This window comes from Mesorhizobium sp. M1E.F.Ca.ET.045.02.1.1 (genome assembly GCF_003952485.1).
Lineage (GTDB): Bacteria > Pseudomonadota > Alphaproteobacteria > Rhizobiales > Rhizobiaceae > Mesorhizobium.
This window is the reverse complement of record NZ_CP034447.1, coordinates 5,747,524-5,767,203: the sequence shown is the minus strand read 5'-3', so window position 1 is coordinate 5,767,203 and position 19,680 is coordinate 5,747,524. Positions and strand designations below refer to the sequence as shown.

Genomic DNA, 19,680 nt, shown 5'->3' with positions numbered 1-19,680 from the left:
ACCCGGCCGGGACGGCGCTTGCAATAAAACCGTCATTGCGCGTCTGTATCTCAGTCGGCTTAGGGAGTGGCGTTTCTGGCCCAGGCTGAAACGCATCCGAGGCTAAGATGGCTGACAGGCAGGAGCAGCGTGATGAACGAACTCAAACCGAATTCCGGGGCCAAGGATTGGCTGGAAGCCGAACTCGCCGACACGCTCGACGAGGATTATGAGCTGGAGATTTCCGAGCCGGCGCTGTCGCTGGAGATCGCCAGGATCTACAAGAATGCGCATCCGCCTTCCATCGAGCGCCTGACCTACTTCCGCGAGCTGCTGCGGCTGCAGTCCGAGCTGATCAAGCTGCAGTCCTGGGTCGCCTACCACAAGAAGAAGCTGGTGGTGATCTTCGAAGGCCGCGACTCCGCCGGCAAGGGCGGCGTCATCAAGCGCATCACCCAGCGCCTCAACCCGCGCATCTGTCGCGTCGTGGCGCTGCCGGCACCGACCGAGCGCGAAAAGTCGCAATGGTATTTCCAGCGTTATGTGCCGCATCTGCCGGCCGGCGGCGAGATCGTGCTGCTCGACCGCTCCTGGTACAACCGCTCCGGCGTCGAGCGCGTGATGGGCTTTGCCAACCCCGAGCAGGTGGAAGAATTCTTCCACGACGTGCCGGAATTTGAGCGCATGCTGGTGCGCTCGGGCATCACGCTGGTGAAGTACTGGTTCTCCATCACCGATGAGGAGCAGCAGATGCGCTTCCTGATGCGCATCCACGATCCGATGAAGCAGTGGAAGCTGTCGCCGATGGACCTGCAGTCGCGCGTGCGCTGGGAGCAGTACACCAAGGCCAAGGAGGAGACCTTCGCCCGCACCAACATCAAGGAAGCGCCGTGGTTCATCGTCGAGGGCAACGACAAGAAGCGGGCGCGGCTGAACTGCATCGACCATCTGCTGCAGCAATTGCCTTACGAAGATGTGCCGCACGAGGAGATCACGCTCCCGGAGCGCGTCTTCAACCCGGACTACGAGCGCCAGGTGCTGCCGCGCGAGCTTTACGTGCCGCAGAAGTATTGAGGCACCCCTCCTTCTCCCCTTGTGGGAGAAGGTGGATCGGCGCGCAGCGCCGAGACGGATGAGGGGTGTTGGAGGGAATGAGGCTTCGAAAAATTAAACGTTTTGAGGCGTTTATATCTTCAGCGCAGTGATCCGTCCAACACCCCTCATCCGGCCGAGCTTCGCTCGGCCACCTTCTCCCACAAGGGGCTAGCGTGCGCACACATTTGCTTCGTGCTGTGGTCAAGCGTGAAGAGGCGCCGTCGGAAAATGGCTTGAAGCGGTTGAATTGTATGTGATTCTGTAGCCGCCATTGTTGATTCTGGAGGTTTCGACGATGGCTTCGTTGCTTGGCTACTTCGGCGACCTGCGCCTGCAAAAAAGGGGAGCATGGTTCTGGAGCGCATGTTTGCGCGTGTCAGCACGGGCATGCGCCGGCTGGCCGACACGCGCGCCGAGAAGGTCGCGTTCACACGCCTGTTTCGCAATCGCCACGTGAGCACGCAAGAGATCATCCGCACGGCGGCGGCGCGAACCGCCGAACTGGCCGCCGGCCGCCACGTGCTGATCATCGAGGACAGCAGCGAGATCAACTATGAAGCCAAGGCTTCGCGCAAGCGCGGCCTCGGTCGTGTCGGCAATGGCACCGATATCGGGCTGTTCGTGCATCCGGCGTTGGCCGTGGATGCCGTGGACGGCTCGGTCCTTGGCCTTGCAGGCGCCACGATCTGGCGGCGCGAGGCAGAGAAGGCGGATGACTACCAGGCGCTGCCGATCGAAGCCAAGGAAAGCCACAAGTGGATCGGCACCGCCAAGGCGGCATGCCAGGCGCTGACCGACGCGCCGCAGATGACGGTGATCGGCGACCGCGAGGCCGACATCTACGAAGTGTTTGCAAGGCTGCCCGACGAGCGCACCCATGTGCTCATCCGCGCTGTACGGGATCGGGCCTTGGGCACGCGGGGCGAGCGCCTGTTCGGCGCGATCGCCAAGACGCCGGAAGCCGGCCGCATTGCCTTCGAACTGCAGGCCCGACCCGGCCGGCCGGCCCGCACCGTCGAACTGGCCGTTCGCTTCACCGCGGTGAGCTTGCGCCAGCCCCGCCTTGGCGCCGACAGCCGCGATCCGCGCGAACTCACGCTCAACATGGTGGAAGTGCGTGAGATCGATCCACCTTCGGCCAAGGACGCGGTGATCTGGCGGCTGTTGACCACCCACAGCGTCGAAACGCTCGCCGATGCCTGCCGCATCGTCGACCTGTATCGCTCGCGTTGGAGCGTCGAACAGCTGTTTCGGACCGTGAAGTCGCAGGCCATCGATCTGGAGGAAAGTCTCATCGCCGACGGCGATGCACTCGAACGTCTGGCCGCCACCGCTCTGGTCGTCGCCACCAAGGTCATGCAACTCGTACACGGGCGTGGTTCGCCGGGCCAGCGCTTCCAGGCCGCACACCTCTTCGATCCCACCGAGATCACCGTCCTGGAAGTGCTCATCGCCAAGCTCGAAGGCAAGACCCAAAAGCAGAAGAACCCGCACCCCACGCACACGCTCGCCTGGGCCGCCTGGTGTATCGCCAGGCTCGGAGGCTGGAACGGCTACGAAAAGGAACGCCCGCCAGGGCCCATCACCTTCACCCACGGCCTCAGACGCTTCAACGCCATCACACACGGCTTCGTTCTGGCCTCGCAAAAATGAGCCCGAAGCAAATGTGTGCGCACGCTAGCCCACAAGGGGAGAAGGAGAGGCGCTAAGCCCGCCCGATCATCACATGCGTGGCATCGGCCGTCGCGACCTGGCTGGTGCAGCGGTAGCCAAGCTTCAGCATGTCGAGGCCGGCGAAAAGATGCTCGCCGGAGCCGAGCAGCATCGGCGAGATCGCCAGATGCATCTCGTCGATCAGGCTTTCCTTCAGATATTGCCGGACGGTCGAAACGCCACCGCCGACCCGCACGTCCTTGCCGTTGGCCGCCGCCTTCGCCTGCTCGAGCGCTGAATGGATGCCGTCGGTGACGAAGTAAAACGTCGTGCCGCCTTCCATGACGATCGGCGCTCGCTTGTGGTGGGTGAGCACGAAGACCGGCACGTGATAGGGCGGATTGTCGCCCCACCAGCCTTTCCAGCTCTCGTCCGGCCATTCGCCGCGGATCGGCCCGAACATGTTGCGGCCGAGGATCCAGGCGCCGACATTCTCGAAGCTGCGCACGGTGAAGCTGTCATCGATGTCGGTGGTGCCGCCGTCCTTGCCGACCATCTGGTGGAAACTGCGGGTGCCTATCATCCATTTATGGAGGGCTTCGCCTCCGACGCCGAGCGGGTTTTCGAGAGTTTGGTCGGGACCGGCGCCGTAACCATCGAGTGACAAGGTGAAAGCGTTGACACGCAGCTTGGACATCATTGCCTCCTAAAAACCGATTGTAATTTGCAAGCAGTTGTGGAGTAACTTAACTGATTTCGAAATGCAAGCGGTATTTTTCTGGGCGCGCAAATCGTCCCGCCCGAGTGGGCGTCCCGATCATGCGGCAGGACTTGGAAGGCGATTGGGAAGGGAACTCAGCCCTTCAGCATCTCCGCCACGGTCGGCGCGAAATAGGTGAGGATGCCGTCGCAACCGGCGCGCTTTAGAGCAAGAAGCGATTCCAGCATCGCCTTTTCGCCGTCGATCCAGCCCTTGGCGCTGGCCGCCTTGATCATCGAATATTCGCCCGACACCTGATAGGCGAAGGTCGGCATCTGGAGCTCGTCCTTCAGCCGGCGGATGATGTCGAGATAGGGCAGCCCCGGCTTCACCATCAGCATGTCGGCGCCTTCGGCGAGATCCTGCTCGGCCTCGCGCACCGCCTCGTCGGAATTGGCGTGGTCGATATAGTAGGTCTTCTTGTCGCCCTTGAGCAGACCGGCGGTGCCGACCGCCTCGCGATAGGGACCGTAGAAGGCGGAGGCGAATTTCGTCGCGTAGGACATGATCGCCACGTCCTGGAAGCCGTTTGCATCGAGCGCGTCACGGATGGCGCCGATGCGGCCATCCATCATGTCGGACGGCGCGATGATGTCGGCGCCGGCGGCCGCCTGGATGACCGCCGCGGCGGCGACCTGTTCCACCGTTTCGTCGTTGACGATGATGCCGTCACGCAGAATGCCGTCATGGCCATGGCTGGTGAACGGGTCGAGCGCCGCGTCGGTGATGATGCCGATCTCCGGCACCGCCTGCTTGATCGCGCGCGTGGCGCGGTTGATGACGTTTTCGGGGTCGAGGATGTGCGAGCCCGTCTGGTCGCGCAGCGCAAGCTCGACATTTGGGAAAGTGGCGATCGCAGGGATGCCGAGCTTTGCGGCGCGCTCCGCTTCCTTCACCGCGAGATCGATGGTCAGGCGATAGACGTCCGGCATGGCGGCGATCGGCTCGCGCGTGTTCTTGCCGTCGATCACGAAGATCGGCCAGATCAGGTCGTTCACCGAGAGCTGGTTCTCCTGCACCAGACGGCGCGACCAGTCGGCCTTGCGCATGCGCCTGAGCCGCCGGCTGCCGGTGATCTCGTCGACGTTGCGTGCGCCGGCAGGCTTTGCGGGGGTGAATCTGTTCATCGCCAAATCTCTCTTGTCGACCCGGCTTTTACCACGCGCCCCTGCCGCTGACCAATGCGACACGATTGTGCCAAGGCCGAAGCTCGGGTTCCTCGCCCCCGCAAAGCGGGGGAGAGGTGGCCGCGAAGCGGCCGGAGAGGGGCCTTCGTAGGGCGCTCCCCCTCTCCATCTCGGCTTCGCCGAGCCACCTCTCCCCCACTTTCGTGGGGGCGAGGAAACTGTGCATCACGGCTGCCCATTCCCCGACAAAATCTGCGCCGCGCCCTTTATCGCCGCGCGAAACGCCTCGTCGAAGCTGACGCCGCGCACCTGCCATCGATACGTCTTGCCGCGATCTGACAGCCGCCAGTCGGCGATCCAGCCGAGTTCCTTGTCGCTCCATACGATGCTCCCGGCGAGCGCCTGGACTGCTCCCGCTTTTTTCGCGAGCCGGTCGAGTCTTGCCATGTCGGCATTGCGCAACGCCTTGTCGTCGAGCCCGGCAAGCTGCCCGGATTTCGGAAAACTGGCATGCATCAGCAATGGCGCCGTAGCGTTGACGAAGGATTCGCGCATGGCCCCGCCGCGGCCTTCGTCGGCCGTCAGCACGAAATGCTTCATGCCTTGTTCGGTCGTGAGGAAAACGGCGATCAGCGGCCGCTCGCCGCGCCACGGCCTGCTGCCGAGCTGCGCCAGGAGCTTGTCGACCACCGCGGGCTTGTAGAGGCAGGTAAGGTCGTGCGGCCGGTCATGCGTGCCTTGCTCGTCATGGATGGGAATGCCTTCCAGCCGGTCGTGGTAGCGGAAGGATTGGACGAAGTCGGCTGCCTTGTCGCGCAGCGCCAGCATCTCCGCCTTCTGCGTCAGCCTCTGGTCGCCGGACACCCTGACCAGCACCTTGTCCAGGCAATCCTTGAAGCCGATCTCGCGGTTCGGCTCGCCGGTGCCGGTGACGATCGTCTGCGCCTGGTAGAGTTCGTCCGCCGTCGCGGCGCCGGCGGGGCAAGACATCAGGCAAATGGCGATCAGGCCGATCGCCGTCGCCGCTGGGTGAGAAAATCCGGGCATGTCTTGTCGTCCGGTTCAGGATGGCCATTTCTAGCACCGGGCGCGGACGACGGCCAAGACGATTGCCGGCTAACCGAGGAGTGGAGTGAGGCATGATCTTCATCTGGTTCATCTACGCTGCCTGGGTGCTGCTGATTGTCTATCTGACCGTTCACGCGATTGGCGTGAAACGGGATACCGAGCCGCATCTGCTGCAGAGTTTCGGACTGATGTTTGCCATGATCGCGGCCTTCCTGCTGCCGCGCGTCCAATTGTTCGCCTTCGTCAACTTCGCGCCCGTCAACGCCGTCCTGAGCAGCGTCGGTGTCGTCCTGGCCGTCGCCGGCATGTTTCTGTTGGTCTGGGCGCGGCAAACCCTCGGTCGCAACTGGAGCCAGACCGTCTCGGCCAAGCAGGACCACGAACTGGTGACGTCCGGCCCATACCGCCGCCTGCGCCATCCCATGTACACAGGCGGCCTGCTCGCATGCATCGGCTCGGCGATCGTGGTGGGCGGCCCTTTCGTCTTTCTGCTCCTCCTCTTGGGGGCGATCTTCATCTGGCGCGTTGGCGCCGAGGACCGGCTTCTGGCGCGGCAGTTTCCCGATGAATTCCCCGGCTATGCGCGCCGCACGAACGCGCTTATCCCGTTCGTCTGGTAGCGCGCTCGCCACGAGAAACGCGTCCGGCCCGGGCTCTCGACAATTGACGTTCGCCCGGTCGCCGCTTAGCACTTCTCCTCCCGCAGGCGCGGGGGAGGATTCTCTCACGATGGATTTTGGCGGAGGCGACGAAATTCGCTTCGAGCGTTTGGGCAAGGCGGGCGTCGTCACGCTGACGCGGCCGCAGGCGCTCAATGCCGTCACCCACCGCATGGTGAAGGCGCTCGGCAAGGCGCTCGATGCCTGGGAGGGCGATGCCGGCGTGAGCCTCGTCGTCGTCAAGGCCGAGGGCAGGGCGTTCTCCGCCGGCGGCGACATCCTGCACATCTACGAGGCCGGCCGCGCCGGCAAGCCGCCCGTCGACTTCTTCGCCGACGAGTACCGGCTCAACGCCCGCATCGCGCGCTTCAGGAAACCCTATGTCGCGCTGATCGACGGCATCGTCATGGGCGGCGGCGTCGGCATCTCCTTCCACGGCTCGCATCGCGTGCTGACCGAGAACGCGCAGTTCGCCATGCCCGAGGTCGGCATCGGCTTCTTCCCCGACGTCGGCGCCAGCCATCTGTTGCCGGATCTCGGCGGCAGTTTCGGCATGTATCTGGGGCTGACGGGAAATCGCATCCGCTATGGCGATGCACTGTGGTCGGGCCTCGCCACCCACACCATCAAGGCCGAGGACCAGGCAGGCTTGCTCGACGAGTTGGCCGTATCAGGCGATCCGGGTGAGGAATTGCGCGGCTTCTTCAGTCCGGCGAAGCGGGAGACCGAGCGGCAGGATCTGGAAGCGATCGCGCGCCATTTCTCGCAAGCCTCGCTCGCAGGCATCATCGCCAGCCTCGAGGAGGCTGCCGCCACCGATGTGTTCGCGGCAAAGACCCTGGCGACGATCAAGGCGCGCTCGCCGACCAGCCTCAACGTCGCCTGGCGCGAGATCAGCGCCGGACTGACGCTGTCGATGGACGAGTGCATGAAGATGGAGTTCCGCATCCTCAACCGCATGCTGGCTGGCCACGACTTTTACGAAGGCATCCGCGCCGCCATCATCGACAAGGGTTCGAAGCCTGAGTGGCGGCCCGCCGACCTCGGCGCGGTGAGCCCCGCCGACGTCGATGCCTATTTCGCGTCGCTCGGCTCCCGGGAGCTCGAGCTGTGAGCGAGGTCACCTCCAGGCGCGTGGTGCTGCAGCCCTCGACCACCGAGATCATCTTCGCCTGGTTCCAGCGCGTGATCGCCGGCTATTGCCTGCTCTTCGGCATCCTCTACTGGATCCGGCTGATCGGCATCTATCCCGGCGAGCTCTGGCGCTTCGACCTGATGCCGGTGCACTGGCAGGTGGCCGCGACGACCCTTGCCGTCTTCTTTCCCTTCGCCGCCGCGGGCCTCTGGATGCTCGCTTCCTGGGGCCCGGTCATCTGGTTCATCTGCGCGGCGACCGAGACCGTGATGTATGCCGGCTTTCCCGACCTCTTCGGCCACCGGCTGCTGATCGTCATCTCGCATGCCTGCGTGGCGCTGCTTTACATCGTCTTCCGCGTGGTAATCTGGCTGCAGAAGCGCCAGCTTAGGCAATAATGCATGTCGCCCGAAAGTGGGCAGCGGTTTCGGGAAAACGACATGCAGCAGACAAAGACCTGAAGCGCGTCGCCTGAGTCCGCTTCAGCGCGACGCGCTTTAACTTGCCGGACGGCTCCGCAGCCCTAAATTCGAGTCGGCGCTTTGCCCAAAAACCGTTGGCTAAATCTTTAGGTTAATTGTTCTTGCTCGCGTGACCGTTCGTTAAGCCTCTTTCGAAACCTCTTACCGGTAAGCTCTTGTTAGCCCTGGCGTTTAAGTCGAATTTTATGAGTATTCGATAGTGTCGCGATCAAGGTGAAGAACAAAAAATCACCGGGCGACAAACGAGAGGCAAAGACAATGATCAATTCGCGTCCGGCGGCGAAGACCGCCAACGTATCCGACGACCGCCGCGAGGCGATCCGTTCGCTGTACATGGAATCGCTGCAGCTGGTGGAGCGTCTGCATCGCCGCCTGCTTGACGTGATCAAGGACGAGTTCGACCGCAACGGCCGCTCCGACATCAACGCCATCCAGGCGCTGCTGCTGTTCAACATCGGCAATTCGGAGCTGACCGCCGGCGAGCTGCGCTCGCGCGGTTATTATCTCGGTTCGAACGTCTCCTACAATCTGAAGAAGCTGGTCGACCTCGGCTTCATCAACCACCAGCGCTCGCGCATCGACCGCCGTTCGGTCCGCGTCTCGCTGACGCCGAAGGGCAACGACGTGGCCGACGTCGTCGCCGGTCTCTACGAGCGCCATGTCGGCTCGATCGAGGCGGTCGGCGGCATCAACACCGACGAGTTCAAGCAGATGAACCGCGCCCTGCAGCGGCTGGATCGCTTCTGGAACGATACGATCGCTTACCGCATGTAAGCCGCTTCCGGCGCTTGAGACATTGAAGTCGCGCCGAAGAAGCGAGGCCGGAGGGAACTGTCAGGGACCGGTGCCGAAAAGCACCGGTCCTTATCCTTTCATGATCCCGCCTTCTGCAAATCGCGGACCAAGGCCACGTTGCCGCCATAATCACGGTGAAAGCGAGAATACGGGTGATGCTGCGGGCCAATGACCTGCGCTCATGGGAACCGGCGCGGCGGCCGCGCGTTTCTGGCGGCCGGACAATGCGGGACATGGTTGGCTAATTGTTAAGATTGCCAACCTTAGAGTGCGGGCAACCCGCCGGTAGAGCGAACTGAGCGAGATTTGATACAGCTAGAATGTCTGGAACGTCCATGAGAACCAGCCGCCGTTTCTTCCTGACCGGTGCCTCCGCGCTCGCCGCCGCTGTTGTCGCCGGCCATGCCAGCGCGCAGGATGTGGTCGGGGATATCCTGAAATCCTCGGCCCGCGGCAACTGGGACGACCAGTTCGATGCCCGCGCCAGTCAGACCGGCAAGGTTGCCTCGACGCTGCCGATCTTCAGTCTGCAGACCGTCGCCTTCACCGAGCAGGCGGTGGCGCAGTATCAGAACATCGTAGGCCAAGGCGGCTGGGAACAGGTTCCGGCAACCAAGAAGCTTCAGCTCGGCGTCGACGATCCGGATGTCGTGCCGCTGCGCAAGCGGCTGATGATCTCGGGCGACCTGTCGCAGAGCGCCGGTATCTCTACGGCCTTCGATTCCTATGTCGACTCGGCGGTCAAGCGCTTCCAGCTTCGCCACGGCCTGCCGGCCGATGGCGCGATGGGCAAATACACGTATGCGGCGATGAACGTTTCGGCGCAGATCCGGCTCGGCCAGCTGCAGACCAACCTGCAGCGCCTGAAGGAAAAGGCCGGCACGCTCGGCAGCCGCTATGTGCTGGTCGACATTCCGGCCGCACAGATCGAGGCCGTCGAGAACGAGCGCGTGGTCCTTCGCCACACCGCGATCGTCGGCAAGATCGACCGCCAGACGCCGATCGTGAATTCCAAGATCAACGAGATCATCGTCAATCCGTACTGGAACGCGCCGGTCTCGATCGTGCGCAAGGACATCATTCCGCTGATGCGGAAGGACCCCAAATACCTCGAGGAGAGCCACATCCGGCTGTTCGCGCCGGACGGCAGCGAGGTCGATCCGATGACCGTCGACTGGTCGACGGACGATGCCGCCAAGTACCGTTTCCGCCAGGATCCGGGCGTCGGCAACGCCATGGCCTCGGTCAAGATCAACTTCCCGAGCCCGGACGGCGTCTATATGCACGACACGCCGCAGCAGAGCCTGTTCGGCAAGCTGATGCGCTTCGACTCCTCCGGCTGTGTGCGCGTCCAGAACGTGCGCGACCTCGTCACCTGGATCCTGCGCGACACGCCTGGCTGGGATCGCCAGCATTTCGAGGCCACCATCAAGACCGGCGAGAACACGCCGGTTCAGGTCGTCAATCCGGTGCCGGTCCACTTCCTCTATCTGTCCGCGTGGTCGACCGGGACCGGCGTCGTGCAGTTCCGCGACGACATTTACGGCCTCGACGGCAACAGCGAGCTGCAGATCACGTCTGCGCTGTAAGCGACTGATATTAAATATGAAAAGGCCGCTCTAGAAGCGGCCTTTTTTGTTTGGATCAGCCGTTGGTTCTGCAAAGCAATACCCAGCCGCCTGTCTGGACGCGACGCCGGCAATTGCGCATGGTCGGCCTGGGAGCCGGAATCGCATCATGGACGTCGCCGTCTTCATCCTCGTCGTGCTTGCTTTCGTGGCGCTTTCCGGCGCGCTGATGCGGCTGGTGCGGGTGCCGCTGCCGGTGTTGCAGATCGCCATCGGCGCCGCCCTTGCCTGGCCGGCGCGCGGCCTGCATGTCGAGATCGATCCGGAGCTGTTCCTCCTGGTGTTCATCCCGCCGCTTCTGTTCGGCGATGCCTTCGCGGCGCCGAAGCGGGAGCTGATCGAGCTGCGAGGGCCGATCCTCGATCTTGCGATCGGATTGGTTTTCTTCACCATTGTCGGCTTCGGCTACGCCCTGCATTGGCTGGTGCCGAGCATCCCGCTTGTGGTTGCATTCGCTTTAGCCGCCGTGCTGTCGCCGACCGATGCGGTCGCCGTGTCCTCGATCGTCGACCGCAATGTCGTTCCGGCGCGGCTGATGCATATATTGGAAGGCGAATCCCTGCTCAACGATGCCTCCGGCCTGGTCATGTTCCGCTTCGCCGTAGCAGCGGCGCTGACCGGCAGCTTCTCCTTCGCCGCCGCCTCGCTGAGCTTCGTCTATGCCGTGGCCGTCGGCATCCTTGCCGGCATCGCGGCGCTGTTCATCGCCGCCAAGGCGCTGCAAATCCTTGGCCGCATCGGCGGCACGCCGGCGGAGGCGCAGGTGCTGGTCATGATCCTGCTGCCCTTCGTCGCCTATCTGATCGCCGAGCATGCCGGCGCCTCCGGCATCCTGGCCGCGGTCACGGCGGGCCTGCTCACCGGGACGTCCGGCATTTTCCGCTATCTGGCGGTCTCGGGGCGCATTCAGGCGATGTCGCTATGGTCGACACTGACCTTCGTCTTCAATGGCGCTCTCTTCATCCTGCTTGGCCTGCAGCTTCCAGACATCATCCGCAAGGTTCCGCCGGAGCTCACCAGCCGGCACTGGCTGTTCGAGCCGGCGCTGACCGTGCTCATTTTGACGCTCTGCCTGATCGGCCTGCGCTTCCTCTGGATCTGGATCGGCGACATGGCCACTGGGATCGCCGCACGGCTCGGCAAGCGCGAAGCCGAGCCCTTTGGTTTCCGTGTCAGGCTTGCCGGGTCGGTGGCCGGTGTGCGCGGGGCGATCACGCTGGCCGGCATCCTGTCGCTGCCGCTCGCGCTGCAGGACGGCTCGCCCTTTCCGGCTAGAGATGTGGTGATCTTTCTCGCCGCCGGCGTCATCATCTGCTCGCTGGTCATCGCCAGCCTCGCTTTGCCGAGGATCGCGCGCGGGCTGGTCGAGCCGGGCGAGGATCCGGGCGCGGCGGAAGAACGCCGGGCGCGTGTCGGCGCTGCCAACGCGGCCATCGCCAGGATAGAAAGTCTCGCCGGCAACGGCGGCGAAGAGGGCGAGGTGGCCGAGGCCCGGCTCGCGGTTGCCGACAGCATCGTTGCCGGCTACCGACGCCGCATCGCGGCGTCCGACGAGGCCGAAGAGGCGCGCGCCGAGGCTCGTGAAGCCGGGCGGCTGGAACTCGAGCTGAGGCATGCCGGCATCGAGGCGGAGCGCGCCGCCGTGCGCGCCATGTTCCGCAGCCGCGAGATCAACGACCATACGATGCGGGCGCTGCTTTCCGAGATCACGCTGACCGAAGCCCTGCTCAAGAGCCGGCAGGGCAGGAAATAACGGTTCGGTCGATTTGCTTGGCGCAATCCGGCCAGCAAATTTCGCGCCGCAAACGTGGCGGGCTCCGAACAACTGTGTTAATGCGCGGCGACCTCGCAAGACCTCCGGCCCCAAGGGAAAGCAAGCCATGTCAAATGCCGCGGCAGCCTCCAGCAAATTCGAATCCTTCTTTGAGACCACGCTTGCCGATGCCGATCCGGAAATTTTCGGCGCTATCCGCAACGAGCTTGGCCGCCAGCGCCATGAGATCGAGCTGATCGCCTCGGAGAACATCGTGTCCCGCGCCGTGCTCGAGGCTCAAGGGTCGATCATGACCAACAAATATGCCGAGGGCTATCCGGGTAAGCGCTACTATGGCGGTTGCCAGTTCGTCGACGTGGCCGAGGAACTGGCCATCGAGCGCGCGAAAAAGCTGTTCGGCTGCAACTTCGCCAACGTCCAGCCGAATTCCGGCAGCCAGATGAACCAGGCCGTGTTCCTGGCGCTGCTGCAGCCCGGCGACACCTTCATGGGCCTCGACTTGAATTCCGGCGGCCATCTCACCCACGGCTCGCCGGTCAACATGAGCGGCAAGTGGTTCAAGGTCGTCTCCTACGGCGTGCGCAAGGACGACCATCTGCTCGACATGGACGCGATCGAAAAGACCGCGCATGAGACCAAGCCGAAGCTTATCCTGGCCGGCGGCACTGCCTATTCGCGCACCTGGGACTGGAAGCGTTTCCGCGAGATCGCCGATTCGATCGGTGCCTACCTGATGGTCGACATGGCCCACATCGCCGGCCTCGTCGCTGGCGGCATGCACCCGTCGCCGCTGCCCCATGCCCATGTCGTGACCACGACCACGCACAAGTCGCTGCGTGGCCCGCGCGGCGGCATGATCCTGTGCAACGACGAGGAGATCGCCAAGAAGATGAATTCGGCGGTGTTCCCCGGTCTGCAGGGCGGTCCGCTGATGCATGTCATCGCCGCCAAGGCGGTGGCGCTCGGCGAGGCGCTGAAGCCGAGCTTCAAGGCCTATGCCGAAAGCATCGTCGCCAACGCCAAGGCGCTGGCTTCGAGCCTGCAGGAAACCGGCCTCGATATCGTCTCGGGCGGCACCGACAATCATCTGATGCTGGTCGACCTCAGACCGAAGAACGCCACCGGCAAGCGTGCCGAGGCGGCCCTTGGCCGGGCCAACATCACCTGCAACAAGAACGGCATCCCTTTCGACCCGGAAAAGCCCTTCGTCACCTCCGGTGTCCGTCTCGGCACGCCTGCCGGCACCACGCGCGGCTTCGGCCAGGCCGAATTCCGCGAGATCGGCAAGCTGATCGCCGAGGTGCTGGATGGGCTGAAGGTGGCGAATTCCGACGAGGGCAATGCCGCCGTCGAGGCCGCCGTAAAGGCCAAGGTCACGGCGCTGACGGATCGTTTCCCGCTCTATCCTTATCTCGGTTGACCGGGCGCTGCGCATCATCTTTTATCCGCCGGCATTGCGTCGTCCTGACTGGACGGCGCTCCGAACTGGAGGCTTGATGATGCGCACTTTTCGTCCCGCTGCCCTGGTCCTGCTTGGTTCGCTGGCCGGCTTTGCCGTATCGGGCGCGCTTGCACAGGAGCAAACGCAGCCGGATCCGAATTTGCCGGCCACCAACACTTTCGGCGGGTGGACCACGATCATCGATACGCTCGATACCGGGCAGGACGCGCGCAAGACCTGCGCGGCTTCGACCGCTTTCGTCGACGGCAATGGCAGCGCGGGCACGCTGACGCTTTCGATCTCGAACGGCGACGCGCTGCCGCCCGATGCCTATCCCGCCATCATGATCACCGTCGACAACAAGGACCTGCCGACCGGCAAGAGCATCGCAGCGACATTTGGCGACCCCGGCATCAAGGTTTCCGCGGCGGTCTCTTCCACCGATGCCGTCAACGGCCGTCCGAGCTGGATGGTCGACAACCAGGCCAAGACCAGTCTCGCGCTGCTGCGAGCCATGCGCAAAGTCACCTCGCTCGATGTCGTTTTCGGCAAGCAGACGGTCGCCAGCATCCCGATGGACGGCTTCACCAAGGCCTATCGCAACCTCGGCACGTCCTGCGGCTTCGCCACGAAGGATGTCGCGCCCTGAGGCGACGGAGCGTTCAGGGCAGGGCGCTGGCAATCTTGCTCGCGCCTCGCTATCTCTGAGGCATAAAAGGCTCTAAGCCTTTCGCCCATAGAATCGCGAACCCAAGGCTTTCCATGCGCTGCCCTTATTGCCAGTCCGAAGATACGCAGGTGAAGGATTCGCGCCCCGCCGAGGATGGCGCTGCGATCCGCAGGCGCCGCGTCTGTCCGGATTGCGGCGGCCGCTTCACCACCTTCGAGCGCGTGCAACTGCGCGACCTCGTCGTCATCAAGAAGTCCGGCCGCAAGGTGCCGTTCGATCGCGACAAGCTCCTGCGCTCCGTCGAGATCGCGGTGCGCAAGCGCAACGTCGATCCCGAGCGCATCGACCGCGCTGTGACCGGCATCGTGCGTCAGCTCGAAAGTTCCGGCGAGACGGAAGTGGCCTCCGGCGAGGTCGGCCGCCTGGTCATGGAGGCGCTGAAATCGCTCGACGACGTCGCCTATGTCCGCTTTGCCTCTGTCTACCGCAACTTCCGCGAAGCCAAGGATTTCCACGAATTGCTGGGCGAGCTGAAGGGCGACGAGGAAAAAACCGAAGAGGACGCCGGCTGATCATGGCAGGACCGCGACTGAGCGAGGCCGATCAGGCGGCTCTGGATCGTCGTTACATGGCCGCGGCGCTGAGGCTGTCGCGCCGCAATGCCGGCCGCACCTCCACCAACCCTTCCGTCGGCACGATTGTCGTGCGCGACGACGGCGCCGGTCCGATGGTCGTCGGCACCGGCGTCACCGCTATCGGCGGCCGGCCGCATGCCGAGACCGAGGCCCTGGCCGAGGCCGGTGAGCTTGCGCACGGCGCCACTGCCTATGTCACCCTGGAGCCTTGCGCCCACCATGGCCGCACGCCGCCTTGCGCCAACGCGCTGGTCAATGCCGGCATCGCGCGCGTCGTGGGTGCTGCCAGCGATCCCGATCCGCGCGTCTCCGGCAAGGGCTATGCCATCCTGCGCGCCGCCGGCATCGAGGTGGCGGAGAAGGTGCTGGCCACCGAGGCCGCCGAGCAGATGGCCGGCTATTTGATTCGATCTCTGAAGAAACGCCCGGAAGTGATCCTGAAGCTTGCGCTTTCCAGCGATGGCAAGATCGGCAGGAGAGGCGCCGGCCAGGTTGCCATCACCGGCGAGATCGCGCGGCGCGAGGTCTATCTGATGCGCGCCGAGGCCGATGCCATCCTGGTCGGCATCGGTACCGCGCTCGAGGACGATCCGGCTCTGACCGTGCGCTTGCCGGGGCTGGAGAACCGCTCGCCGGCGCGCATCATCCTCGATCGCCAGATCCGGTTGCCGGAGACATGCAAGCTGGTGTCCGGCGTTGACCGTGTTCCGCTCTATGTCGCGGCGTGCCCCGAGGCGGACCCGCACCGGCGGGCCGCGCTCGAACGCGCTGGCGTGCATTTTATCGGTACGGAAACGTACGAAAGTGAAGTGGCCCTGCCGGAACTGCTGGAGGATTTGGCCGCGCTCGGCATGGCAAGCGTGCTGGTGGAGGGCGGCGCCAAGGTGGCCAAGGCCTTTCTGGAGGAAGACCTGGTCGACCGTATCGTCCTGTTCCAGGGGCCGGAAGCAATCGGCGAGGACGGCATTGCATCGCCTATCGACGCCGACCATATCCCGCCGGGTTTCCGCAAATTGCGCGAGATGCGCTTCGGCGAGGACAGCTACGCCGAATGGGTACGACCATGATCCCAAAAGCTGGGAACCGGTTTTTGGGTAAGATCATGGTCAGACGGAAAGACCGAGATTGATGTTTACTGGAATTGTCACCGACGTCGGGACCGTGGCCGCGGTGAAGCCGCTCAGCGAAGGCGTCGGCCTGCGCATCGATACCTCCTACGACCCCGAGACCATTGCGATCGGCGCCTCGATCTCCTGCGGCGGCGTCTGCCTGACCGTGACGGCGCTTCCCGAGCATGGCTCGAACGCGCGCTGGTTCGAGGTCGAGGCCTGGGAAGAAGCGCTCAGGCTGACTACCGCGTCGAGCTGGAAATCCGGCGCCAGGATCAATCTTGAACGGGCGCTGAAGATCGGCGACGAGCTCGGCGGCCACATCGTCTCCGGCCATGTCGACGGCACGGCAGAAATCGTCGAGCGCAAGGAGGAGGGCGACGCCGTGCGCTTCACGCTGGAGGCGCCGCGGCATCTCGCGAAATTCATCGCGCCGAAAGGCTCCGTCGCGCTCGACGGCACCTCGCTCACCGTCAACAAGGTTGAAGGCACTCGCTTCGACGTTCTTCTGATCCACCACTCGCTGAGCGTCACCACCTGGGGCGAGCGCCAGGCCGGCGACCGCGTCAACATCGAGATCGACACCATGGCCCGCTATGCCGCGCGTCTTGTGGAGGCCGCGAAAGAAGGGTTGTGATGACCAAGAATGCAACCGGGTCCATGCAGGAGGAAAAGCTCAGCATTGAGGACCAGCGGGTCTCGATCTGTCGGTCAACGATTGCAGGGTGTTCGTTGAGGCCTTGGTCAATCCGCGGCCGGTGAATGACCGTCTGCGCGATACGGTGCGTCGCTATCGCGAGGCTACTGGCGTCTGACGGCCAATTGCAGCAATCTTGTGCTTGCGATCAATCCGGCTTCGGCCTAAGTCACCGGCAATCCCCCGGAGACTTTTATGGCTGGCATATCCCAACACGGCAAAGCGTTCATTCGTCCGAAGGCGAAGGCGCATCTGCTCATCGTCGAGGCGCGCTTCCACGACGACCTCGCCGACGCGCTGCTCGACGGCGCGACCGGCGCGCTGGACGAAGCCGGCGCTACCTATGACGTCGTCACCGTTCCCGGCTCGCTGGAAATACCGGCCGTCATTACCTTCGCGCTGGATGGCGCCGCCGAAGGCGGCACGCACTATGACGGCTTCGTCGCGCTCGGCACCATCGTCCGTGGCGACACCTATCATTTCGACATCGTCGCTAACGAATCGAGCCGTGCGCTGATGGACCTTTCGGTGCAGGAAGCGGTCGCGATCGGCAACGGCATCCTGACCACCGAGAACGACGCGCAGGCGTGGACGCGTGCCCGCCGCACTGAAGGCGACAAGGGCGGTTTCGCCGCGCGCGCGGCGCTGACCATGATCGCGCTGAAAGAGAAATTCGGAGCCCAATCGTGACCGAGCCTGCCCAGACCGGTGCGGTGCGCCACGCCAACAAGCGCGGTGCCGCTCGTCTTGCCGCTGTCCAGGCGCTCTATCAGATGGATGTGGCAGGCAGCGGTGTCTTCGAGATCACCGCCGAATACGAGGCCTTCCGGCTGGGCAAGGAAGTCGACGGCGCGCTCTATCGCGAGGCCGACGCGCAATGGTTCCGCGCCATCCTGACCGGCGTCGTCGACAACCAGAAGACCATCGATCCCGTCATCCGCCAGGCGCTCACCGACGACTGGCCGCTGTCGCGGCTGGATTCGACGCTGCGCGCCATCCTGCGCGCCGGCGTCTATGAGCTGATGAAGCGGGACGACGTGCCGGTGGCCGTCATCGTCTCGGAATATGTCGATATCGCCAAGGCCTTCTACGAGGAGGATGAGCCGAAGCTGGTCAATGCCGTGCTCGATCGCGTTTCGCGCCGGGTGCGAGGCGAGGGACGCGGCAAGGACGCATCATGACGGCCGCCACGGCCGTGGTCGCCGGAGCCGGCCGCGAAGCGCGCCGCACGGCGCTGCTGCTCGCCGCGGCGCAGGCGATCGTCGGCTCCGCGGCACCCATTGCCATTTCGCTCGGGGCGCTTGCCGGCCAATATCTGCTCGGCCCCGACAAATCGCTGGCGACGGCGCCGGTCACCGGCTTCAACCTCGGGGTGGCGCTCGGCGCGCTGCCGGCAGCCGCGATCATCCGCCGGCTAGGCCATCGCGGCGGCTTCATGACCGGCACCCTCATCACCGCGCTCGGCGGCCTGATCGCGACGCTGGCGCTCTTTCAGGCGAGCTTCTGGCTGTTCGCCTTCGGCCTCGGCGTGATCGGTGTCGGCGGCGCCTTCGTCCAGCAATTCCGCTTCGCCGCCGCCGATAACGCGCCGCCGCAATTCAAGGCGCGCGCCATTTCCTTCGTTCTGGCCGGCGGCATCGTCACCGCCATCCTCGGGCCGCAGATCGTCATCTACACCCGTGAGCTTCTGGCGCCGGTGATGTTTGCCGGATCCTTCGCCTCGATCCTGATCCTTGCAGCGGTCGGCGCCGTCGTCCTTTCCTTCCTGCACATTTCCACAGGTAAAAGCGGCTCCGCGGAAACCGCCGCAAGCGACGCCCGCCCGCTGGTCGAGATCGCCACCCAGCCGCGCTTCGTCGCGGCACTATTCTGCGCCGTCTGCGCCTATGCGCTGATGAGCTTCGTCATGACCGGCGCGCCGCTCGCCATGGTCGGCTGCGGGCTCTCGACCGACGATGCCACGCTCGGCATTTCCTGGCACGTCATGGCGATGTTCGGGCCGAGCTTCTTCACCGGTTCGCTGATCCACCGCTTCGGCGCCGAACGCATCGTCGCCATCGGCCTGGTTCTGCTCATCGGCTGCGCAGCGGTGGCGCTTTCCGGCCTGGAGCTCTGGCATTTCTGGACGGCGCTGATCCTGCTCGGCCTCGGCTGGAATTTCGGCTTCATCGGCGCGACCGCCATGGTCGCAGCGAGCTACCACCCATCCGAAAAAGGCAAGGTGCAGGGTTTTCACGACTTCGTCCTGTTCGGCTCCGTCGCCTTCGCTTCGCTGATGTCGGGCGCGGTCTACAATGCCTGGGGCTGGACCATGCTGAACTGGGTCGTGTTCCCGGTTGTTGCGCTCTGCTTCCTGGCGCTCGGCGCCTTGAGGATCACGGGATTGCGCCGACCCGGCATATGACGCTGGAAGTCGGGATCGGCCGCGGCCGATGCTGTGGAACCCATCCTCCGCACACCTGCCGGTTCCAGGATACGGAAATGATTCGCGCCTTTCCGGTTTGAGCGGTAAATTTGCCTGAGGGGAGTGACTCTGACGGAGGAGCGAACCATGGCAATGTATCTCACGCGCTTCAGCTATACACCCGAGACGTGGGCGCGGATGATCGAAAATCCCGAGGACCGGCGCAACGCGGCTCGTTCGTACATTGAGTCTGCGGGCGGAAAGCTGCACGGGTTCTGGTACGCTTTCGGCGAACACGATGGCTGGAATCTCTGGGAGGCGCCGGACAATGTGTCGATGGCCGCCGTCGCTCTCGCCATCGGTGCCGGCGGCGCGCTGAGTTCGTTCGAGACCACCGTTCTCCTCAGCGTCGAGGAGACGATTGAAGCTCTCGGCAAGGCGAAGTCGATCCGTTATCGACCGCCGGCAACATAAGGTGTGTCGCCCAAAAGCGCGCAGCGGCTAGAGCAATTCCAGGAAAAGTGTGTAACGGTTTTCCGTCCGGAATTGCGTAAAAACAAATGGTTAGA

General features: G+C 64.1%; 20 protein-coding genes. 17 read left to right on the top strand and 3 right to left on the bottom strand.

The features are described from left to right. Nucleotides 1–132: 132 nt before the first annotated feature. Complete coding sequence (gene ppk2, locus EJ070_RS27950) at nucleotides 133–1,053, top strand: polyphosphate kinase 2 (RefSeq protein WP_126094244.1); 921 nt, start codon at nucleotides 133–135, stop codon at nucleotides 1,051–1,053. 369 nt (nucleotides 1,054–1,422) lie between these two features. Beyond that, nucleotides 1,423–2,727, top strand: coding sequence for an IS4 family transposase (locus tag EJ070_RS27945; RefSeq protein WP_126090313.1), 1,305 nt, complete (start codon nucleotides 1,423–1,425; stop codon nucleotides 2,725–2,727). Nucleotides 2,728–2,779: 52 nt separating this feature from the next. Here the strand turns inward: EJ070_RS27945 and EJ070_RS27940 are convergent, their stop codons facing one another. The 3 genes from EJ070_RS27940 to EJ070_RS27930 form a co-directional block, all read right to left on the bottom strand. Beyond that, complete coding sequence (locus tag EJ070_RS27940; protein ID WP_126094243.1) at nucleotides 2,780–3,424, bottom strand: dihydrofolate reductase family protein; 645 nt, start codon at nucleotides 3,422–3,424, stop codon at nucleotides 2,780–2,782. 158 nt (nucleotides 3,425–3,582) lie between these two features. Beyond that, nucleotides 3,583–4,614, bottom strand: a complete 1,032-nt coding sequence (gene hemB / locus EJ070_RS27935) for a porphobilinogen synthase (protein ID WP_126094242.1) — start codon at nucleotides 4,612–4,614, stop codon at nucleotides 3,583–3,585. Between the two features lie 225 nt (nucleotides 4,615–4,839). After that, nucleotides 4,840–5,661 (bottom strand): DUF2066 domain-containing protein, encoded by an 822-nt coding sequence (locus EJ070_RS27930; protein ID WP_126094241.1) that lies wholly within the window; start codon nucleotides 5,659–5,661, stop codon nucleotides 4,840–4,842. A 92-nt stretch (nucleotides 5,662–5,753) separates the two neighbouring features. Between EJ070_RS27930 and EJ070_RS27925 the strand changes: the two genes are divergently transcribed. The 15 genes from EJ070_RS27925 (at nucleotide 5,754) to EJ070_RS27850 (ending at nucleotide 19,585) form a co-directional block, all read left to right on the top strand. Continuing rightward, the gene (locus tag EJ070_RS27925; protein ID WP_126094240.1) at nucleotides 5,754–6,302 is read left to right on the top strand and encodes an isoprenylcysteine carboxylmethyltransferase family protein; all 549 of its coding nucleotides are present in this window, start codon (nucleotides 5,754–5,756) and stop codon (nucleotides 6,300–6,302) included. 109 nt (nucleotides 6,303–6,411) lie between these two features. Next, nucleotides 6,412–7,455: an enoyl-CoA hydratase/isomerase family protein gene (locus EJ070_RS27920; protein ID WP_126094239.1), complete on the top strand. Its 1,044-nt coding sequence runs from the start codon at nucleotides 6,412–6,414 to the stop codon at nucleotides 7,453–7,455. Beyond that, nucleotides 7,452–7,874 carry a DUF6163 family protein gene (locus tag EJ070_RS27915; protein ID WP_126094238.1) on the top strand — a complete coding sequence of 141 codons (423 nt, stop codon included), beginning with the start codon at nucleotides 7,452–7,454 and terminating at the stop codon, nucleotides 7,872–7,874. Before EJ070_RS27920 ends, EJ070_RS27915 begins: the two co-directional genes overlap by 4 nt. Nucleotides 7,875–8,216: 342 nt before the next feature. Beyond that, the gene (locus EJ070_RS27910; protein ID WP_126094237.1) at nucleotides 8,217–8,732 is read left to right on the top strand and encodes a MarR family winged helix-turn-helix transcriptional regulator; all 516 of its coding nucleotides are present in this window, start codon (nucleotides 8,217–8,219) and stop codon (nucleotides 8,730–8,732) included. Between the two features lie 356 nt (nucleotides 8,733–9,088). After that, nucleotides 9,089–10,342 carry a L,D-transpeptidase family protein gene (locus EJ070_RS27905; protein ID WP_126094236.1) on the top strand — a complete coding sequence of 418 codons (1,254 nt, stop codon included), beginning with the start codon at nucleotides 9,089–9,091 and terminating at the stop codon, nucleotides 10,340–10,342. A gap of 148 nt (nucleotides 10,343–10,490) precedes the next feature. Next, nucleotides 10,491–12,134, top strand: coding sequence for a Na+/H+ antiporter (locus EJ070_RS27900; protein WP_126094235.1), 1,644 nt, complete (start codon nucleotides 10,491–10,493; stop codon nucleotides 12,132–12,134). Between the two features lie 127 nt (nucleotides 12,135–12,261). Beyond that, nucleotides 12,262–13,575 carry a serine hydroxymethyltransferase gene (gene glyA, locus EJ070_RS27895; RefSeq protein ID WP_126094234.1) on the top strand — a complete coding sequence of 438 codons (1,314 nt, stop codon included), beginning with the start codon at nucleotides 12,262–12,264 and terminating at the stop codon, nucleotides 13,573–13,575. Between the two features lie 79 nt (nucleotides 13,576–13,654). After that, nucleotides 13,655–14,245, top strand: coding sequence for a hypothetical protein (locus tag EJ070_RS27890; protein ID WP_126095927.1), 591 nt, complete (start codon nucleotides 13,655–13,657; stop codon nucleotides 14,243–14,245). Between the two features lie 113 nt (nucleotides 14,246–14,358). Continuing rightward, on the top strand, nucleotides 14,359–14,838 hold the full coding sequence (nrdR, locus tag EJ070_RS27885) for a transcriptional regulator NrdR (RefSeq protein ID WP_059184872.1): 480 nt from the start codon (nucleotides 14,359–14,361) through the stop codon (nucleotides 14,836–14,838). A 2-nt stretch (nucleotides 14,839–14,840) separates the two neighbouring features. Continuing rightward, complete coding sequence (ribD, locus tag EJ070_RS27880; RefSeq protein ID WP_189350101.1) at nucleotides 14,841–15,968, top strand: bifunctional diaminohydroxyphosphoribosylaminopyrimidine deaminase/5-amino-6-(5-phosphoribosylamino)uracil reductase RibD; 1,128 nt, start codon at nucleotides 14,841–14,843, stop codon at nucleotides 15,966–15,968. 61 nt (nucleotides 15,969–16,029) lie between these two features. After that, nucleotides 16,030–16,647, top strand: coding sequence for a riboflavin synthase (locus EJ070_RS27875; RefSeq protein WP_126094233.1), 618 nt, complete (start codon nucleotides 16,030–16,032; stop codon nucleotides 16,645–16,647). Nucleotides 16,648–16,902: 255 nt separating this feature from the next. Further along, on the top strand, nucleotides 16,903–17,397 hold the full coding sequence (gene ribH / locus EJ070_RS27865; protein WP_126094232.1) for a 6,7-dimethyl-8-ribityllumazine synthase: 495 nt from the start codon (nucleotides 16,903–16,905) through the stop codon (nucleotides 17,395–17,397). Continuing rightward, nucleotides 17,394–17,888 (top strand): transcription antitermination factor NusB, encoded by a 495-nt coding sequence (nusB, locus tag EJ070_RS27860; protein WP_126094231.1) that lies wholly within the window; start codon nucleotides 17,394–17,396, stop codon nucleotides 17,886–17,888. Before ribH ends, nusB begins: the two co-directional genes overlap by 4 nt. Continuing rightward, entirely contained in the window at nucleotides 17,885–19,111 is a 1,227-nt protein-coding gene (locus EJ070_RS27855; RefSeq protein ID WP_126094230.1) for an MFS transporter, read from the top strand. Before nusB ends, EJ070_RS27855 begins: the two co-directional genes overlap by 4 nt. Before the next feature lie 147 nt (nucleotides 19,112–19,258). Then, nucleotides 19,259–19,585, top strand: coding sequence for a GYD domain-containing protein (locus tag EJ070_RS27850; protein ID WP_189350099.1), 327 nt, complete (start codon nucleotides 19,259–19,261; stop codon nucleotides 19,583–19,585). The last annotated feature ends 95 nt before the right edge of the window (nucleotides 19,586–19,680 follow it).

Bases quoted from the DNA above. Each gene is read 5' to 3' on its own strand.
- ppk2 (WP_126094244.1), top strand. From the start codon at position 133: ATGAACGAACTCAAACCGAATTCCGGGGCCAAGGATTGGCTGGAAGCC.
- EJ070_RS27945 (WP_126090313.1), top strand. From the start codon at position 1,423: ATGGTTCTGGAGCGCATGTTTGCGCGTGTCAGCACGGGCATGCGCCGG.
- EJ070_RS27940 (WP_126094243.1), bottom strand. From the start codon at position 3,424: ATGTCCAAGCTGCGTGTCAACGCTTTCACCTTGTCACTCGATGGTTAC.
- hemB (WP_126094242.1), bottom strand. From the start codon at position 4,614: ATGAACAGATTCACCCCCGCAAAGCCTGCCGGCGCACGCAACGTCGAC.
- EJ070_RS27930 (WP_126094241.1), bottom strand. From the start codon at position 5,661: ATGCCCGGATTTTCTCACCCAGCGGCGACGGCGATCGGCCTGATCGCC.
- EJ070_RS27925 (WP_126094240.1), top strand. From the start codon at position 5,754: ATGATCTTCATCTGGTTCATCTACGCTGCCTGGGTGCTGCTGATTGTC.
- EJ070_RS27920 (WP_126094239.1), top strand. From the start codon at position 6,412: ATGGATTTTGGCGGAGGCGACGAAATTCGCTTCGAGCGTTTGGGCAAG.
- EJ070_RS27910 (WP_126094237.1), top strand. From the start codon at position 8,217: ATGATCAATTCGCGTCCGGCGGCGAAGACCGCCAACGTATCCGACGAC.
- EJ070_RS27905 (WP_126094236.1), top strand. From the start codon at position 9,089: ATGAGAACCAGCCGCCGTTTCTTCCTGACCGGTGCCTCCGCGCTCGCC.
- EJ070_RS27900 (WP_126094235.1), top strand. From the start codon at position 10,491: ATGGACGTCGCCGTCTTCATCCTCGTCGTGCTTGCTTTCGTGGCGCTT.
- glyA (WP_126094234.1), top strand. From the start codon at position 12,262: ATGTCAAATGCCGCGGCAGCCTCCAGCAAATTCGAATCCTTCTTTGAG.
- EJ070_RS27890 (WP_126095927.1), top strand. From the start codon at position 13,655: ATGCGCACTTTTCGTCCCGCTGCCCTGGTCCTGCTTGGTTCGCTGGCC.
- nrdR (WP_059184872.1), top strand. From the start codon at position 14,359: ATGCGCTGCCCTTATTGCCAGTCCGAAGATACGCAGGTGAAGGATTCG.
- ribD (WP_189350101.1), top strand. From the start codon at position 14,841: ATGGCAGGACCGCGACTGAGCGAGGCCGATCAGGCGGCTCTGGATCGT.
- EJ070_RS27875 (WP_126094233.1), top strand. From the start codon at position 16,030: ATGTTTACTGGAATTGTCACCGACGTCGGGACCGTGGCCGCGGTGAAG.
- ribH (WP_126094232.1), top strand. From the start codon at position 16,903: ATGGCTGGCATATCCCAACACGGCAAAGCGTTCATTCGTCCGAAGGCG.
- EJ070_RS27855 (WP_126094230.1), top strand. From the start codon at position 17,885: ATGACGGCCGCCACGGCCGTGGTCGCCGGAGCCGGCCGCGAAGCGCGC.
- EJ070_RS27850 (WP_189350099.1), top strand. From the start codon at position 19,259: ATGGCAATGTATCTCACGCGCTTCAGCTATACACCCGAGACGTGGGCG.